Source organism: Kribbella voronezhensis (assembly GCF_004365175.1).
GTDB classification, from domain to species: domain Bacteria; phylum Actinomycetota; class Actinomycetes; order Propionibacteriales; family Kribbellaceae; genus Kribbella; species Kribbella voronezhensis.
In genome coordinates this window covers 4,125,214-4,140,210 of record NZ_SOCE01000001.1, presented here as the reverse complement: position 1 = coordinate 4,140,210, position 14,997 = coordinate 4,125,214, and the positions used below count along the sequence as shown (strand labels likewise).

General features: G+C 67.7%; 16 protein-coding genes. 6 read left to right on the top strand and 10 right to left on the bottom strand.

Annotation, left to right across the window (positions count from 1 at the left end; genetic code table 11):
* Positions 1 to 115: 115 nt before the first annotated feature.
* On the bottom strand, positions 116 to 847 hold the full coding sequence (locus EV138_RS19180; RefSeq protein WP_133980242.1) for a hypothetical protein: 732 nt from the start codon (positions 845 to 847) through the stop codon (positions 116 to 118).
* Between the two features lie 68 nt (positions 848 to 915).
* On the opposite strand from EV138_RS19180, the gene EV138_RS38100 reads away from it, so the two are divergent.
* The 4 genes from EV138_RS38100 to EV138_RS19165 all read left to right on the top strand — a co-directional run bounded on the left by EV138_RS38100 (position 916) and on the right by EV138_RS19165 (position 2,958).
* On the top strand, positions 916 to 1,218 hold the full coding sequence (locus EV138_RS38100; RefSeq protein WP_238158228.1) for an alpha/beta fold hydrolase: 303 nt from the start codon (positions 916 to 918) through the stop codon (positions 1,216 to 1,218).
* Positions 1,215 to 1,766 carry a hypothetical protein gene (locus EV138_RS38095; protein ID WP_238158227.1) on the top strand — a complete coding sequence of 184 codons (552 nt, stop codon included), beginning with the start codon at positions 1,215 to 1,217 and terminating at the stop codon, positions 1,764 to 1,766. The genes EV138_RS38100 and EV138_RS38095 overlap by 4 nt, the downstream gene beginning before the upstream one ends.
* A 102-nt stretch (positions 1,767 to 1,868) precedes the next feature.
* Complete coding sequence (locus EV138_RS19170) at positions 1,869 to 2,240, top strand: FKBP-type peptidyl-prolyl cis-trans isomerase (RefSeq protein WP_133980241.1); 372 nt, start codon at positions 1,869 to 1,871, stop codon at positions 2,238 to 2,240.
* Between the two features lie 106 nt (positions 2,241 to 2,346).
* Positions 2,347 to 2,958: a DUF2238 domain-containing protein gene (locus EV138_RS19165; protein WP_133980240.1), complete on the top strand. Its 612-nt coding sequence runs from the start codon at positions 2,347 to 2,349 to the stop codon at positions 2,956 to 2,958.
* Here EV138_RS19165 and EV138_RS19160 read toward each other — a convergent pair whose 3' ends face one another.
* From EV138_RS19160 to EV138_RS19135, 6 genes are all read right to left on the bottom strand, one after another.
* Positions 2,959 to 3,942, bottom strand: coding sequence for a TolB family protein (locus tag EV138_RS19160; protein ID WP_133980239.1), 984 nt, complete (start codon positions 3,940 to 3,942; stop codon positions 2,959 to 2,961).
* Positions 3,939 to 5,183 carry an MFS transporter gene (locus EV138_RS19155; protein WP_133980238.1) on the bottom strand — a complete coding sequence of 415 codons (1,245 nt, stop codon included), beginning with the start codon at positions 5,181 to 5,183 and terminating at the stop codon, positions 3,939 to 3,941. The genes EV138_RS19160 and EV138_RS19155 overlap by 4 nt, the downstream gene beginning before the upstream one ends.
* A 1-nt stretch (position 5,184) precedes the next feature.
* Complete coding sequence (locus tag EV138_RS19150) at positions 5,185 to 6,660, bottom strand: discoidin domain-containing protein (protein WP_238158226.1); 1,476 nt, start codon at positions 6,658 to 6,660, stop codon at positions 5,185 to 5,187.
* Between the two features lie 814 nt (positions 6,661 to 7,474).
* Entirely contained in the window at positions 7,475 to 8,362 is an 888-nt protein-coding gene (locus EV138_RS19145) for an ABC transporter ATP-binding protein (protein WP_133980236.1), read from the bottom strand.
* A 1-nt stretch (position 8,363) separates the two neighbouring features.
* The gene (locus tag EV138_RS19140; protein WP_133980235.1) at positions 8,364 to 9,416 is read right to left on the bottom strand and encodes a FecCD family ABC transporter permease; all 1,053 of its coding nucleotides are present in this window, start codon (positions 9,414 to 9,416) and stop codon (positions 8,364 to 8,366) included.
* A complete protein-coding gene (locus EV138_RS19135) occupies positions 9,413 to 10,483 on the bottom strand; it encodes a FecCD family ABC transporter permease (protein WP_133980234.1) in 1,071 nt (356 codons plus the stop codon). Before EV138_RS19135 ends, EV138_RS19140 begins: the two co-directional genes overlap by 4 nt.
* A 118-nt stretch (positions 10,484 to 10,601) precedes the next feature.
* Between EV138_RS19135 and EV138_RS19130 the strand changes: the two genes are divergently transcribed.
* On the top strand, positions 10,602 to 11,420 hold the full coding sequence (locus EV138_RS19130) for a siderophore-interacting protein (RefSeq protein WP_133980233.1): 819 nt from the start codon (positions 10,602 to 10,604) through the stop codon (positions 11,418 to 11,420).
* 55 nt (positions 11,421 to 11,475) lie between these two features.
* Here EV138_RS19130 and EV138_RS19125 read toward each other — a convergent pair whose 3' ends face one another.
* Positions 11,476 to 12,696, bottom strand: coding sequence for an alginate lyase family protein (locus EV138_RS19125; RefSeq protein WP_133980232.1), 1,221 nt, complete (start codon positions 12,694 to 12,696; stop codon positions 11,476 to 11,478).
* Between the two features lie 222 nt (positions 12,697 to 12,918).
* Positions 12,919 to 13,515 (bottom strand): TetR/AcrR family transcriptional regulator, encoded by a 597-nt coding sequence (locus EV138_RS19120; protein WP_133980231.1) that lies wholly within the window; start codon positions 13,513 to 13,515, stop codon positions 12,919 to 12,921.
* Positions 13,516 to 13,606: 91 nt separating this feature from the next.
* Here EV138_RS19120 and EV138_RS19115 point away from each other — a divergent pair, with 91 nt between their 5' ends.
* A complete protein-coding gene (locus tag EV138_RS19115) occupies positions 13,607 to 14,308 on the top strand; it encodes an SDR family oxidoreductase (protein ID WP_133980230.1) in 702 nt (233 codons plus the stop codon).
* On the opposite strand, the gene EV138_RS19110 is transcribed toward EV138_RS19115, so the two are convergent.
* Complete coding sequence (locus EV138_RS19110; protein WP_133980229.1) at positions 14,305 to 14,865, bottom strand: DUF4232 domain-containing protein; 561 nt, start codon at positions 14,863 to 14,865, stop codon at positions 14,305 to 14,307. The genes EV138_RS19115 and EV138_RS19110 overlap by 4 nt on opposite strands.
* Positions 14,866 to 14,997 lie beyond the last annotated feature (132 nt).

Genomic DNA, 14,997 nt, shown 5'->3' with positions numbered 1-14,997 from the left:
TCAGAGATGCTTCTCGCGCACCAGATTCCACAAACTGAGCCCTCGTCGGCACACCCCGCTCATCGCCACACCCGCCCGCTGCGCGTACCGCCAACACTCTCAAGGTTTTTCAAGATCAGTAATGCCAGTAATAGCGGCCGGTGGCGTTCCAGTTCACTGGGGCTGTGGTGTGGTTGGTGAAGGCGGGGCCTTTGCCTCGGGCGATCTCCAAGGTGCGGGAGAGTTGGAGGGAGTAGGCGTGGTTGTTGTCGTCCCACCATTGTTCGAATTGTGTGATGCAGGTCTGGCCGGAGAAGTAGGTGTTGGCGCAGTTGTGCGGCGGGGACCATTTCTGCAGGTGCCGGAAGTTGACCGTGGTGGAGCCGTTCGGGGGCTTGATGGTGCCGACCGCGTCGAGGCAGTAACCGGTCGCCGGGATCGTCCACTTCACGTAGTGCTGTTTGCCGCCTTCGGACGGGATCGGGGTCATCGCGCCGCAGGTGGCGTCGCCGAGCTTTTCCGAGGTGACGCGCTGGAGCTGGGTCAGCGGGCGGCCGGCGCCGTCGTTGTAGCCGTCGAGGAGGACCCAGTCGCCGGAGTGGATGAAGTGTTCGGCCGATTTCGGCGGCCAGGTCTTCGGGTCGCCCCAGGAGATGTCCGACTCGGTCGCCGAGAGTGGCGTCCACGCCCACTGGCCCGCGGCCGATCCACCGGCCCAGTACTGCCCGGCCGACCGCTCGAACATCAGCGAGTACTGCCCATAGTTTTCGGCAGCTGTACTGGCGTCCGACGCGCGCGACGTGGCCACTGCGCCCACAGCGGCCAGGACAGCGGCGGTCGTGGCCAGCAGGGCAAGCTTCTTCCGCATGAGTGTCGACGGTAACCCCCTGGGGGTGCATGAATAGGGTCCAAGCAATCACTACTCGAGGAGCTTTCATGCCGGATCCCGTCACCGCCACCATCGACGTACCAGGCGCCGTTCTGACGTACGACGTCCGCGGCGACCTCCAGAACCGCCCGGTGCTGCTGATGATCGGCTCCCCGATGGCGGCGAGCGGATTCCCCACCTTGGCGTCGAATTTCACCGACCGGACCGTGGTGACCTACGACCCACGCGGGGTCGAGCGCAGCTCGCGGACCGACGACAGCGGCGAGCTGTCACCCGACGACCACGCCGCCGACCTGGCCGCGCTGACGCCGGCCCGGTCGACCTCTTCGCGAGCAGCGGCGGCGCGGTGAACGCACTCGCTCTGATGGCGCGGAGGCCGGAGCTCGTACGCCGGTTGGTGGCCCACGAGCCGCCGCTGGCCGCCCTCGTCCCGGACTCCGAGGCGGCGCTCAAGGTCGTCGAGGACATGTACCAGACCTACCAGCGCGACGGGATGGGCGCCGGGATGGCCAAGTTCATCGCCTTTGTCAGCTACGCCGGGGAGATCCCGGGCGACTACACCGAGCAACCGGCGCCCGACCCGGCGATGTTCGGCCTGCCGACGGACGACGACGGGTCCCGCGACGACGCTCTGCTCGGTCAGAACCTGCGCGGCTGTACGTCGTACCAGCCGGACGTCGACGCGCTCGCCGAGGTGAAGGACAAGATCGTCATCGGGATCGGCGAGGAGTCGGAGGGCCAGCTCGCCCGCCGCGGCGGCGAGGCGATCGCCGCGCGGCTCGGCCTCACGCCGGTGACCTTCCCGAGCAATCACGGCGGCTTCCTCGGCGACGAGTACGGCCAGCCCGGCAAGCCGACCGAATTCGCCGCGACCCTGCGTGAGTCGCTGGCGAACTGACTGCGACGTGCGGTCGCCCGGTGTGCCCGCGCTCAGGCGGCGGGCGCACCGGAGTACAGGGCTGTGGAGTGCCCTGTTGAGGGGATCTGGTTAGCTTGAGGTATGACTGACAAGCCTGAGATCGACTTTCCGGACGGCCCGCCGCCGGCGGATCTGGAGATCACCGACATCACCGAGGGCGACGGCGCGGAGGCCAAGGCCGGGTCCCAGGTGAGCGTGCACTACGTGGGCGTCGCCCACTCCACCGGCGAGGAGTTCGACGCCTCGTACAACCGCGGCGCTCCGCTGGACTTCCAGCTCGGCGTCGGCCGGGTCATCAAGGGCTGGGACACCGGCGTCCAGGGCATGAAGGTCGGCGGCCGGCGCAAGCTGGTCATCCCGCCGCACCTGGCGTACGGCGACCGTGGCGCGGGCGGCGCGATCAAGCCCGGCGAGACCCTGATCTTCGTGGTCGACCTGGTCAGCGTCGGCTGACGTCCTCCAACCAAGAAGCCCCCGGCTGCGTCACAATGACGCAGACCGGGGGCTTTTCAGTAGATCTACTCATCCGCAGGCGGACCCGGGCAGGTTCACTGGAGGTATGACGACGATGGTTGCCAGGACCGTCCCTTCCATCACCGGGCCCGCAGTACTCCGGTACGCCGCGCTGGCGGCCAAGGTCGCCCTCTTCGCTTTGTTGCTCTCGGCCCTCATCTGGCCGGACCTGAGCGGTATCAAGGGCAAGGCCTCGACCGCCCGGCTGATCGTCTACCCGATCGGCGCTTTGGTCCTGCCGCTGTGGTGGTTCGCTTACGGCCGGGCGAGGAGCAAGCTCCACAAGGTGTTCCCATGGTCCGCGGACCTGCTGATGACGCTCCCCTGGCTGGTCGACCTGATCGGCAACCGGCTGAACCTGTTCGACACCATCAGCTGGTGGGACGACGCCATGCACTTCGTCTTGTGGGCGCTCCTCACGGCCGGCGTCCTGACTGCCTTCGCGCCGCGATCATTGACCCGCGCGTTGACCGTGTTCGTCGCGCTCGGATTCGGCGCCACCGCGGCCGTGATCTGGGAGCTCGGCGAGTACGTCGCCTTCGTCCGGCACTCGCCCGAGCTCCAGACCGCCTACACCGACACGCTCGGCGACCTCACCCTCGGCACCCTCGGCGCACTCCTCGCCGGTCTGATCGTCCACCAGGTACGGAAGGCCTGATCATCCGTACGCCGGGCTGCTCGCGTCGGGGATGAGCAGGACCGGCGTACCGCCCCCGTTGGCCGGCACCGACCAGACATCCGAGGCGTCGCCGTCCCGGCGCAGCCCGTACAGGATCGTCGCGTCGTCCCGCCACAACGGCTGGTCGTCGACGCTGCGGGTCTCGGCCAGCCGGGTCACTCGCTTCGTCGCCAGGTCGGCGACCGCGAGGCGCCATACCCCGTCGGAAACCTTTTGCTTGTAGGCGATTCGCTTTCCGTCCGGTGACAGCGAAGGGCACTCCACGTTCTCGAGGATCGCGTCGCCCCGGTACTTCCGGTAGTCGGCCTCGACCAGGTACGTCTTCCCCTTGCTGCTCAGTGTCGCGTAGAACCGGTTGCCGTCGGCACCAAAGGTGATCCCCCAGTAGTTGACGTCCGAGGCGAAGTACCGCCGGCCGCCGACGAACACCGGAAGCTCCTCGATGGTCTTCACCAACCGCCCCGTCTGCACCTCGTACAGCCCGCTGCGGGTGGAGAACCCGGTCGCCGAATACGAATCACCGGTGACGAACAGCGTCCAGTAGACGAGCCGCCCGTCCGGGGAAACCCGGGCCCGGCTCGGCGTACCGGGCAACGTCTCCTGATGCCGGACCGACAGATCGGCCCCGAGCACGAGCAGGTCGGTCACCGGCGGCAACGACCCCTGCCGGACTCGAAGGCAGATCCCCGTACCGCGAGCGGCCGCGAAGCGGTCGCAGCGGAGATCTCCGACCTTTCGCGGCTCGGTCGGCGCTGTTCTCGGCACCGCCGCCAACTTGCCGAAGTCCGGGCCTTGGGCAACATTCCGGAAGAACAAGGTGTGGCCGTCCAACGGCAGCGGCTGCCCGGTGACCACCGCGACCGCGTTGACCGCCGGCTCGTCTCCGCGCGCGGAGACGACGTACGCGACCGCTGCCCCGGCGAAGACGGCAAACCCGACGACTCCGATCAGTAGCTTCTTCATCCCTTTGCCTCCCAGGGTTTGACGACAGCGGCGGCGACCGTGATCGCCAGTAGGAGGCCCGCCGTCACGAGCAACGACGGACCCAGGTCCCACAGCGTCCACGCGAGGCCGAAGAGCACGGCCGACGCCATTCGCGCCAGCGCCTGCCCGGTCTGAAGCAGTGCCAAGCCACTGGCTCGAAGACCTTCCGGCAGCAACGGACCCGCGGCCGCGGGAAGCACGCCGTCCGTCGCGGCGTAGAACGTCCCGTGCAACGCCAGAGCGCCGACGGCCGGCCACGGGCCGCCGACCGGTCCGCAGACCAGGAGCAGGCAGACCACCAACGCGAGGTGACCGCCGACGAACACCTTCCAGCGACCGACCTTGTCCGCCAACCGGCCGAGCGGCACGGCGAGCAGCAGAAAGACTCCCGTAGTACCGAGCGGCAACAACGGAAACAAGGTGCTGCTGATCTCCCACCGTCGCTGCAAAGCCAAGTACACAAAGGAATCCGTGATTGTCACCAGGCCAAGAAGCGCGGCCCAGCCGCACATCCGGCGGAAACTATTCCGTCCCAGCAAGGCAAACATCGCCCGCAACGGAATACCGGCGGCACGATGTTTCCGGACCCGGTCGCGAACTGCCACGACCAGCAGCAGCACGCCGAACCCGGCGATGCAGAAACTGGTCACGAAGACGGATCCGTAGTCGCCGAGGCTCACCCACAGCACGCCCATAGCGACCAGCGGACCGAGGAACGCACCGGCCGTGTCCAGCGCACGGTGTACGCCGAACGAGCGGCCGAGCGCCTCCGGCTTGCTGCTCAGCGAGATCAGGGCATCCCGAGGGGCGGTCCGGATGCCCTTGCCCGCACGATCCACAGCAAGTACCGCACCGATCCCCGCCACCGACGAGCCGGCCAGGATCAGGCCCAGCTTGCAGATCGCCGAGAGTCCGTAGCCGATCCCGGCCACCGCCTTGAGGCGATGCCAGCGATCCGCGGCGTACCCGCCGACGATCCGCAGTACGGCGGTCGCACCGGCGTACAGGCCGTCGAGGAGACCGAACTGCAACGGGTTGAGGCCGAGACCGAGAACCAGGTAGAGAGGAAGGACTGCCGTCACCATCTCCGAGGAGATGTCGGTGACGAGGCTGACCAGACCGAGGGCGACGACGTTGCCGGACACTCGGCGCCAGCGGAGCGCGGTGTTACCGGTGGCCGGGCCGCCGTTGTCGGCGGCCCGGCTGGTGGCGAGGTACATGTCAGTGGCAGGTGTAGGTCGGGCTGCTGTCCAGCACCGTGTTGTCGACCCCGATCAACTGCTCGGTGAACGTGTTGTCGGTCATCGAGAGCTTCAGGACACCGTTCTTGTCGTGGATCAGCTTGGCCGTGGCGGCGTGCGCCGCGTGCACCGGGTAGAACGACGCGCCGCCGGTGCCGCCGATGATCTGGACCGGACCGTTCGGGTCCTTCTGGCCGTCGACGTTCTGCGGGTAGAACCGCTCGTAGTGGTGATCGTGACCGTTCAGGACCAGGTCGACCTTGGCGCCGACCAGCGTTTGCCAGAGCAGGGCACTGTCCGGGTTGTCGCCGTGGTCACCCGAGCTGAACCGCGGGTGGTGGTAGTAGGCCGCGATGCAACCCTTGGTGTTGCTGGCCAGGTCCTGCTTCAGCCAGGTGAGCTGCGCCGGCTCGGCCAGGTTGTCGTGGGTGACGAAGTCGTTCGAGTCGAGCGCGATGAAGTGCCAGTTGCCGCGATCCCAGCTGTAGTAGTTCTTGCCCTGCGGCGTCGCGATCGATCCGAAGTACTTGTGGTAGCCGTCGAACGGCGTGTCGTCGTACGTCTCGTGGTTCCCGGGGATCGGCTTGGTGATCGCCTTGAACTTGCCCCAGGTCTTGTCGTAGTAGTTCTGGAAGTCCGACAGATGCGCGTCGTCGTACTGGTTGTCGCCCATCGTGATGACGTTGGCCGGGTTCATCGCCTGGACCAGGGCCGCGGTCTTGGGGTGCGCGCAGCTCGAACTCGAGGCGGTGCACTGCTCCGCGATATCGCCCGCTGCCGCGATGACGAACTGCCCGCCGCCGCCTGCCGGTGTCTGCACGGCGAGGGCAGCGCTGGCCGCCGAGACATTGCCGGCCAGGTCCCGAGCCTTCACGGTGTAGCTGTACGCCGTACTCGCGCTCAAGCCGGTGTCGTTGTACGGCGGCTGGGCAACGTTGGCGATCACGGCACCATTGCGCAGTACGTCGTACGAGCTCACGCCCACGTTGTCTGTCGAGGGCGTCCAGTTCAGCGTCGCGGTGGTGGCGGTGACGCCGGTGGCCGCCAGCCCGGTCGGGACTGTGGGTGCTTGGGTGTCACCGGTGGAATCCGTGCTGCCGTAGACCTCCAGCTCCCACAGGGAGTAGCCATAGCTGGTGCCGCGCTTGGTGCCGACCACACGGACATAGCGGCCGTGGCCTGTGAGCCCGGTCAGGTCGTCGGTAGCACCGTTGCCGCCGACAACGTCCTTGATGGTGGTGAAGGTGGTTCCGTCGTCGGAGACCTCCACGCGGTAGTCCTTGCCGTACGCCACTTCCCAGGTCAGCTTGACCCGATGGACCGTGGCAGCCTGACCGAGATCGACCCGGATCCACTGCGGGTCAACGCCTTCCGCGCTGGCCCACCGGGTGCTGAGACTCCCGTCGACGGCGAGGCTGCCGCCGTACGAGCTGGTCTCCACACTCGAGGTCAGCACCGGTTTACGCTGTGACAGCAGCGAATCGGCAGCTGTCTGGGCACTCGCACTCAACCCGACCCCGGCCACCAGCGCGGCAACCAGGAACGGTGGTAACACTTTGACCGACACACGACTTCGCGACATGAGAACTCCAGCGGGGCGATCGGGAGTGTTTCTCTAACTGTCAGGAAAGTTAACTAACAATTACCCAACCCGTCAATGGCTCACCCGTAGGTCGCGCCCGCATCGCGCCCTCCTCCCGTCGGCCGCTCGACCCACCCACCCCAAAACGCCGCTCCTCCGTCGCGGCTAGTGCGGCGGGTGCGGGTGGCCTGTGGTGCCCGCCCGCGGGAAACGCTCCTAGCGCCGAACCCAGACCCTGGGCGCGACGCTCCCGGGTCGGCTCGCGAGCACGATCGTTGCCCGCTGTCGGCCGGTTCGGGACGAACCCTCGCGGCATTGGCGGTGCTCCACCCCGCCCGGCCAGTTGCGCCAACGGCGGTCGCATCACCGCAGTTCGTCTCCGCTCGGCGGCTGGTCACCGTACCTTTCTGGGCTCGAAGCCGCGGCCCCCACCGCAATCCGTGGCGGGCGAAGCTGCTCGGCACCATGACCGATCAGTCGAACTAGCAGCAGGCACGGCCGAGTTCGCCGGCGAAGATCCGCTCCGCCGGCTCCTATGGGCCGTGCTCGCGAGCGCTGTCCGACTGCGGGTTCACCCGAACCCCGACCCACCAACCATGTGCACCCGCGGGCTGAGCCGCGACGGAGGAGCGGCGTCCTGGGGGCGGGTGGGTCGAGCGCCCGACGAAGGAGCGGCGGGAAGCGGGTACTAGCGCTTGGTTGGGGTGCAGATTCCGTGGGCGGCTGCGGAGGCGGCGAGGGCCTTGGCGGCCGGGGTGGTGGAGTCGGGGGTTGGGGGTGTGTGGCGGCCGAGGGGGACGACCATCGGCGTACCGGCGACCGGGTCGGGGATGACCTTGACGGGGAGGCCGAAGACGTCCTGGACGAGGTGTTCGGTGATCACGTCGGCCGGGTTGCCTTCGGCGACGATTGCGCCGTTCTTCATCGCGATCAGGTGGTCGCCGAATCGGCACGCCTGGTTCAGGTCGTGCAGGACCAGGACGATGGTTCGCTGGTCGCGCTTGTTCAGGTCGACCAGCAGTTCCAGGACGTCGATCTGGTGGGTCAGGTCGAGGAACGTGGTCGGTTCGTCGAGCAGCAGGATGCCGGTCTCCTGCGCCAGCGCCATCGCGATCCAGACGCGCTGCCTCTGACCGCCGGAGAGCTCGTCGATCGGCCGGTCGGCGATCTCCAGCACGTCGGTCGACAGCATCGCGTCGGCGATCGCCTCGTCGTCGGCCGAGGTCCACTGCCGGATCCAGCCCTGTCTCGGATAGCGCCCCCGGCCGACCAGGTCCGCCACCGTGATGCCTTCCGGCGCAGTCGGTGCCTGAGGCAACAGTCCGAGTCTGGTGGCGACCTCGCGGGTCGGGATCTGCTGGATGCTCCTGCCGTCCAGCAGCACGGATCCCCTGCTGGGCTTGAGCAACCGGGCCAGCGTCTTCAGCAGCGTGGACTTGCCGCACGCGTTGGCGCCGACGATCACGCTGATCTTGCCGGCCGGGATCCGCACCGACAGGTCGTGGATGATCTCGCGCTGGTCGTAGCCGACGGCAAGGTTCTCGGCGGACAGGCTGTGTTCCATCAGAGTCTCCATCTCAGCCACCACTCCCTACCCGGTTGGCCCGGGCCAGCAGGAACATCAGGTACGGCGCGCCGACGACACCGGTGATCACACCGACCGGCAACTGGGTGTGCCCCAGCCCGTGCTGCGCGATCAGGTCGGACAGCGACACCACGAACGCACCGATCAGCGCCGACGGGACCAGAGCCGGCCCGGGCGAACGAGTCAGCCACCGCGCGATCGGCGGCGCGACGAACGCGACGAACCCGATCGGCCCCGCCGCGGCCGTCGCCATCGCGGCCAGCAGCACACCGACCACGATCAACCCGAGCCGCGACAGCTCGACCCGCAACCCCAACCCGTACGCCGTTTCGTCGCCGAGCTGCAGGATGCGCAGCCGGTGCACCAGCAACACCAGTACCGGCGAAAGCACCGCCAGGGTGATCGCCATCGAGCGGACCTGTGACCAGTCCCGTCCGTTCAGACTGCCGGTCAACCAGATCAGCGCCTGCTGGGCGATCTCGACGCGCGCCTTGGTCAGCAGGTACGACGTGAAGCTGGTCGCCATCGCACCGATCCCGATTCCGACCAGGATCAAGCGGTAGCTGGAAACCCCGCGTCGCCAGGCCAGCAGATACATGATGATCGCCGTCAGCAACGCCCCCGCGATCGCGAGGCCCGCCACGGCGGCACCGGTCAGGCCGAGGGTGACGATGGCGAGTACCGCGAACGCGCTCGCGCCGTACGTGACACCGATGATGTCCGGGCTGGCCAGCGGATTGCGGGCGATGCTCTGGAAGATCGCACCGGACAGACCGAGCGCGAGACCGACCAGTACGCCGGTCAGCGCGCGCGGCAACCGGAGTTTGTTCACGATGAACTCGGTGGCCCGGTCGCCGCCGCCGAACAGTGTCTTCACCACGTCGACGACCGGGATCTTGAAGTCGCCGAGGGACAGCGAGACGCAGAAGATCACGAACACCACGGCGGCCAGGACGGCGATCACGACCAGCGACCGGGCCCGCCGGGCGGACCGGGCCCGCGAGATCACCTGGGCGGGCGAATACCCCGCCGCGCTCGCCGTCACAGGTCCGCCAGCTTGCGTCGGCGTACGAGCGCGATGAAGAAGGGAGCGCCGACCACGGCGGTGACGATGCCGACCTGGAGTTCGCCGGGCTGCGCGACGAGCCGGCCGATGACGTCGGATCCGAGCAGCAAGATCGGTGCCAACAGCATCGAATACGGCAGGATCCAGCGGTAGTCGGGCCCGGTCACCAAGCGCGCCACGTGTGGGATGGTCAGCCCCACAAAACCGATCGGTCCCGCCGCGGCGGTGGCGGCTCCGCAGAGCAGGACGACGATGACCGCCGTGAAGATCCGGGCCACTCCGACTCGCTGGCCCAGCGATCGCGCCACGTCGTCACCCAGTGAGAGCGCGTTGAGCACCCGGCCCGAGAAGAGGGCGAGCACGATGCCGATCAGGATGAAGGGCGCCACCTGGCCGACGATGTCGAAGCCACGGCCCGCCAGCGAGCCGACCGCCCAGAACCGGAACTGGTCGAACGTGTTGACGTCACCGATCAGCAGCGCGGTGGTGAGCGAGCCGAGCATGGCCGTCAACGCGGCCCCGGCCAGAGCAAGCTTCACCGGCGTCGCACCTTCGTGGCCGAGTGAGCCGAGCGCGTACACCGCGACCGAGGCGGCCGCCGCTCCCGCGAAGGCCAGCCACACGTACGCCGTCAGGCTCGTCAGCCCGAACCAGTAGATGCCCGCGACGACGAAGAGCGCGGCGCCGCCGTTGACGCCGAGGATGCCCGGATCGGCCAGCGGATTCCGTGTCACCCCTTGCATCAGCGCTCCCGACAGCCCGAGCGCGGCGCCGACGAGCAGGCCGACCAGAGTTCGCGGTACCCGCAGCGAGTGAACGATGACCTGATCGGTATCGCTTGCGTCGTAGTGGCGCAAGGCATCGAACACCGTCGACAACGGGATCTGTTTCGAGCCGACGGCGACGCTGAGCCAGGACACCGCCACCAGCAACGCCACGCAGCCGGCCAGACCGAGGAACAAGGTGGCGCGGCGGGTGCGCGAACCACGCTGAGGCGCAGCGACGGTCTCCGGCCGGGTGGCAGCGGCTGCGGACGGCGGGGGCATTGGATTTAGATATCCTCTTAGGTAAGGCTAACCTCTACTTGCCTCAGGATAGCCCGCCCGCCGCGGGCCGCCCCCCCGAGCACCCCTGCCTTGTCAGTACTTTCATCGGAGAACCGGTATGACGACGTTGCTCGAGCGCCCGATCGCGTTCGACTCGGTCCTCGCCACCGTGGCGTCGATCGGGGACCTCAGTCCGCACCTGCGCCGGGTCACGTTCGTGGCGCCGAGGCTCGCCGAGGTGGTGACCGCCGGTCCCGACCAGCGGATCAAGGTCCTTCTCTCCCCACCCAACGGCGGTGTACTACGTCTGCCGGCCGGCCCCGACTGGTACGCCGAGTGGTGCTCCATGCCGGTCGGGGAACGCTTCGTCATGCGCACCTACACCGTCCGCGCACTGCGTCCCGAGGTCGCGGAATTGGATATCGAATTCGTCCTGCACGGCGTGAACGGCCCGGCGTCGGCCTGGGTGAGCGATACTCAGCCGGGTGACGAAGTCGGCCTGATCGTGCCGTTCTCCGTCGACACCACCAGCACGAAAGGATTGCTGAACTCGGGCGTCGACTATGTTCCGCCCGCGACCAGCACGAGCCGCATCCTGGTGGCCGACGAAACCGCATTACCGGCGGTGGCGGCAATCCTGGAGAACCTGCAGGCCGGCGTACGGGCGACCGTCTTCGTCGAGGTTCCCGATGCCCGCGACATCCGCCCGCTGCCGAGTCCGGGCGAGGTGGACGTCACCTGGATCACGCGCGGCAACGGATCGTTGCCTGAGGCCCTCAAAGCCGCGGACCTGCCGTACGACGCCGACTATGCCTGGGTCGCGGGAGAGTCCGGCATGATCAAGCAGGTCCGCCGCCATCTCGTCAACACCGTCGGCCTATCGAAGCCGGCGGTTTCCTTCCAGGGGTACTGGAAGCGCGGCGAGCCGCAGATCTGAGCCGTACGGCGACCGCATCCGGAGAGCCGGGCAGGACTCTCCGGATGCGGATCGATCAGCTGGGATTCTCCGCATGGGTGAGGGTTTCCCAAGCCACGAACAGGTTGTTCGAACCCGCCGGGCGCTTGGACTCGGTCAGAGCCTGGGTGTTGGTCATCGCGATACCAAGCCGGGTGTGCAGGGCGTTGAAGCCGACCTCGGTGATCGGACCGAGTCCGCGGTTGACGCTGCCGCCGCAGAGCCAGGACGGCACCGGCTCGAGGTTGCGCTCCCAGCGGGACTGGAAGCCGAGCGCCTGACGCAACCGCTCACCGAACTCGGGATACAGGTCGATGCCCTGGATCCGGGACGTCTCCAGGACGTGGGAGATCGAGGAGATCCCGTAGCCGGTGTGGGTGAAGTCGCGGCAGGTCTCCTGCGTCAGGCCGTCGACGAAGGTGCTCTGGCCCTGCCAGTACGCGATGATCTTGTCGCGGGTGTCGAGGTTCTGGCTCGGCTTGGTCTTCGGCAGCGCGCCGTCCGAGGACAGGTAGACATAGGCGGGGACGCGGACGCGGAAGAGGGAGATCGCCTTGTCGTACACGGTCTGGTCGTCGAGGAAGACGCCGATGCCCTGGATCGCCTCGATCATGCTCAACTCCCAGTTGCCGTTGGAGTTCGAGCCGTTGATGATCTCGGGCAGGTAGACGGTGCGCAACATGGTGGCGAACCGGCCGGCGTTCGGCCAGTTGCCGTAGACGTGCTTGATGATCTCGGCCGCCTTGGGCCACGACGACGCGGCCCACGCCGTCTGCAGCGGCGCGTTGCTGTTGGTGTGGTCGGTGATCGTGTTCGACCAGGCGTCCATCAGCTGGATCGCCTTCTGCGCATAGCGATCGTCGCGGGTGTAGTACCAGATGAGAGCATCGGTGTACGCCGCGATCGCGTCCTCGCGTTCGTTCGTGCAGCCGTAGTTCGGGTTGGAGTACGGCCCGCATTCGACCACCGAGCGCGGCGTCGGCGTACGGCTCAAGGACGCGTAGTTGCTGCCCTTCGCCTGGTTGAAGGCGGTGGTCCACGGCTGGGCGCCGACCTGCACTTTGCCGCGGACGAAGTCCAGTTGCGCGCGACTGACGCCGACGCCAGGGTGGGCGAACGCGGCCGGCGCGTTCACGGCAGCCGACTGCTGGGCCGCGGTGGCCGGCTGCTGGGCCGCGGTGGCCGGACTGCTCAGAGCGCCGGCGACAACAGCCGCGCAGGCAGCAGCCACCAGGGGTATCAATGCTTTCTTTCGCATGGGCGGATGTCCTGTTCTCGGGGCGGTGGACTCCGCGATTCCCCCCGCATACCGCAGAGTCTTTTCGGAAGTTTGACGACGCAACCCCCGGCCGTCAATATCCCAGCGCACGAGAAATCTTCTGGAACAAAGTAATGATTTGTCCCGCCCGCAATGGAACAAAAAGCGCCTTTGTCCCACCCAATAGGGAAGCCAATTCCCCACGGAAAGTGCGGGCCGCGCTCAGTGCCGGCGAGCGTCGCCGGCGAGCGCCTCTTCCTTGACACCCGCGGCGTCGAGCAGCGCCGCCGCCGTGGCGACCCCGACCCCACTGAGCGCCTGCGCCCGTACGACGGCCCGGGCGCTCGCGCCGTCGAAGACCATCGTCAACTGGACAGCCAGCAGGTCCGGGTCCTCAACACCCGCCGCGATCAACTCGGACCGGAAGAAGTCCGTCAGTCGCTGCTTGAAGTGCCGCGCCACCACGCTGCCCGGGTGCTCCGGGTTCTTCAGCTCGACCGCCGTACTCACGAACGGGCAGCCGAAGAACTCGCCGCTCGCGGCGAGCCGGTCCTGCTTCTCGAACACGACGAGGATCCGCTCCCGCGGCGTCGACCCGTCGTCGAGCCCCGGCTCCAACGCCTGCTGGTACGACGGTCCGACGCTGGCCAGACTCTCGGCGATCAGCTCGTCCTTGGACCGGAACAACTGGTACATCGACTTCTTCGAGACCCCGGCGGCCTTGCAGAGCGCATCGACGCCGATGTTCACGCCGTCGCGGTAGAAGAGTTCGCCCGCCGCGTCCAGCAGCCGCTCGCGGGGTGTCGCCTGGGTGCTCATGAAGCGAGCGTACCGGCTCGGCTTGTGTTTGAAAACCGATCGGTTTACGCTGTGGAAACAGATCGGTTTCCAACTCTCCCAGGAGCTAGCAATGACCACCCTCGAAGGCGCCGTCGTCCTTGTCACCGGCGGCAGCCGCGGTATCGGCAAGGCGATCGTCGACGACCTGCTCACCCGTGGCGTGGCGAAGGTCTACGCCACGGCCCGCAACCCCCAGCCGAGCACCGACGACCGGCTCGTGAACGTGCGGCTGGAGGTCACCGACCCCGCCTCGATCGAAGCCCTCGCGGCGGCGGCACCCGACGTCACGGTGCTGATCAACAACGCCGGGATCACCGGCGGCCGCAGCCTGCTCGACTCACCGGTCGAGGAGATCCGGGAGGTCTTCGAGGCCAACTTCTTCGGGCCGCTCAACGTGACCCGGGCCTTCGTTCCCGTGATCGAACGCAACGGCGGCGGCCACATCCTGAACATGCACTCCGTGCTGTCCTGGATCAGCATCGGCGGCGCCTATCCGGCCAGCAAGGCCGCCCTCTGGTCCCAGACCAACGCCCTGCGTCTCGAACTGCTCGACCGGGGCATCGGCGTCACCGGCCTGCACGTCGGTTACGTGGACACCGACATGGCCGCGCACGTCACCGACCCGAAATCCCGGCCGGAGGACATCGCCAAGCAGGCCGTGGACGCGATCGAGACCGGCGCCCACGAGGTCGTGGCCGACGAGCTCAGCCGTAACGTCAAGGCCGGCCTCTCCGCCGAGCTCACCGCCCTCTACCCCCAGCTGAAGAACTAAGCAGGCTTGGGGTTCCAGGCGGTCAGCGTGATCTTGCCGGTGGTACCGATGTCGATGTACTCCGGCCAGATCACCGGCGCCGCCCCCTTGCGCCAGGAGATCGCGAAGTACGCCCCGTTCTGGTTGTCGCCGTAGGTCACGGTGTTGCTCCAGGCAACTGACGCCAGGACCGACCGGCCGCTCGCGAGCCGGATCCTGGTGGGCCCTGGATCCGTCGCCATATAGGACGATCCGTGCGCGACGGTGAGCTTGAACTTCTCCCGCCGCGCATTCAGGACGGCGACCTCGGGATAGCCGTCGACGGTGAGCGTTTTCGCGCCGCAGTTGGTCAGTTTGACGGTCACGGCCCGATGACCGAGCGCGGGGTCCACCGGCCCGACCGTGATGGCGCCACCCGAAGGCGGGCACTTCGCCGGCGGGAGCGTCGGCTTCGGGGTCGGCGTGACGACGGTGGCGTCAGCGTCCGGCGTACGGCGTGGTGCCGCGTCCGTCGCCGCCTCGGTCCCGCATCCACCCACGAGCAACAGCACAGCCACGAGCCACCCCAGCCTGATCACCCGTCGAACCTATGCGCCGGGGGGTCGACCGGTCGGCTCGCCTACAGAGGGTCGTTTCGGCGACACGCCGTCATCGCATTTCCGTAGAGACTTTGCATAAACTCCTCCGAGGGGGTGCCGTTGGCGGGGCGG

Bases quoted from the DNA above. Each gene is read 5' to 3' on its own strand.
- EV138_RS19160 (WP_133980239.1), bottom strand. From the start codon at position 3,942: ATGAAGAAGCTACTGATCGGAGTCGTCGGGTTTGCCGTCTTCGCCGGG.
- EV138_RS19165 (WP_133980240.1), top strand. From the start codon at position 2,347: ATGACGACGATGGTTGCCAGGACCGTCCCTTCCATCACCGGGCCCGCA.
- EV138_RS19130 (WP_133980233.1), top strand. From the start codon at position 10,602: ATGACGACGTTGCTCGAGCGCCCGATCGCGTTCGACTCGGTCCTCGCC.
- EV138_RS19120 (WP_133980231.1), bottom strand. From the start codon at position 13,515: ATGAGCACCCAGGCGACACCCCGCGAGCGGCTGCTGGACGCGGCGGGC.
- EV138_RS19155 (WP_133980238.1), bottom strand. From the start codon at position 5,183: ATGTACCTCGCCACCAGCCGGGCCGCCGACAACGGCGGCCCGGCCACC.
- EV138_RS19135 (WP_133980234.1), bottom strand. From the start codon at position 10,483: ATGCCCCCGCCGTCCGCAGCCGCTGCCACCCGGCCGGAGACCGTCGCT.
- EV138_RS19125 (WP_133980232.1), bottom strand. From the start codon at position 12,696: ATGCGAAAGAAAGCATTGATACCCCTGGTGGCTGCTGCCTGCGCGGCT.
- EV138_RS19170 (WP_133980241.1), top strand. From the start codon at position 1,869: ATGACTGACAAGCCTGAGATCGACTTTCCGGACGGCCCGCCGCCGGCG.
- EV138_RS19145 (WP_133980236.1), bottom strand. From the start codon at position 8,362: ATGGAGACTCTGATGGAACACAGCCTGTCCGCCGAGAACCTTGCCGTC.
- EV138_RS19115 (WP_133980230.1), top strand. From the start codon at position 13,607: ATGACCACCCTCGAAGGCGCCGTCGTCCTTGTCACCGGCGGCAGCCGC.
- EV138_RS19180 (WP_133980242.1), bottom strand. From the start codon at position 847: ATGCGGAAGAAGCTTGCCCTGCTGGCCACGACCGCCGCTGTCCTGGCC.
- EV138_RS38100 (WP_238158228.1), top strand. From the start codon at position 916: ATGCCGGATCCCGTCACCGCCACCATCGACGTACCAGGCGCCGTTCTG.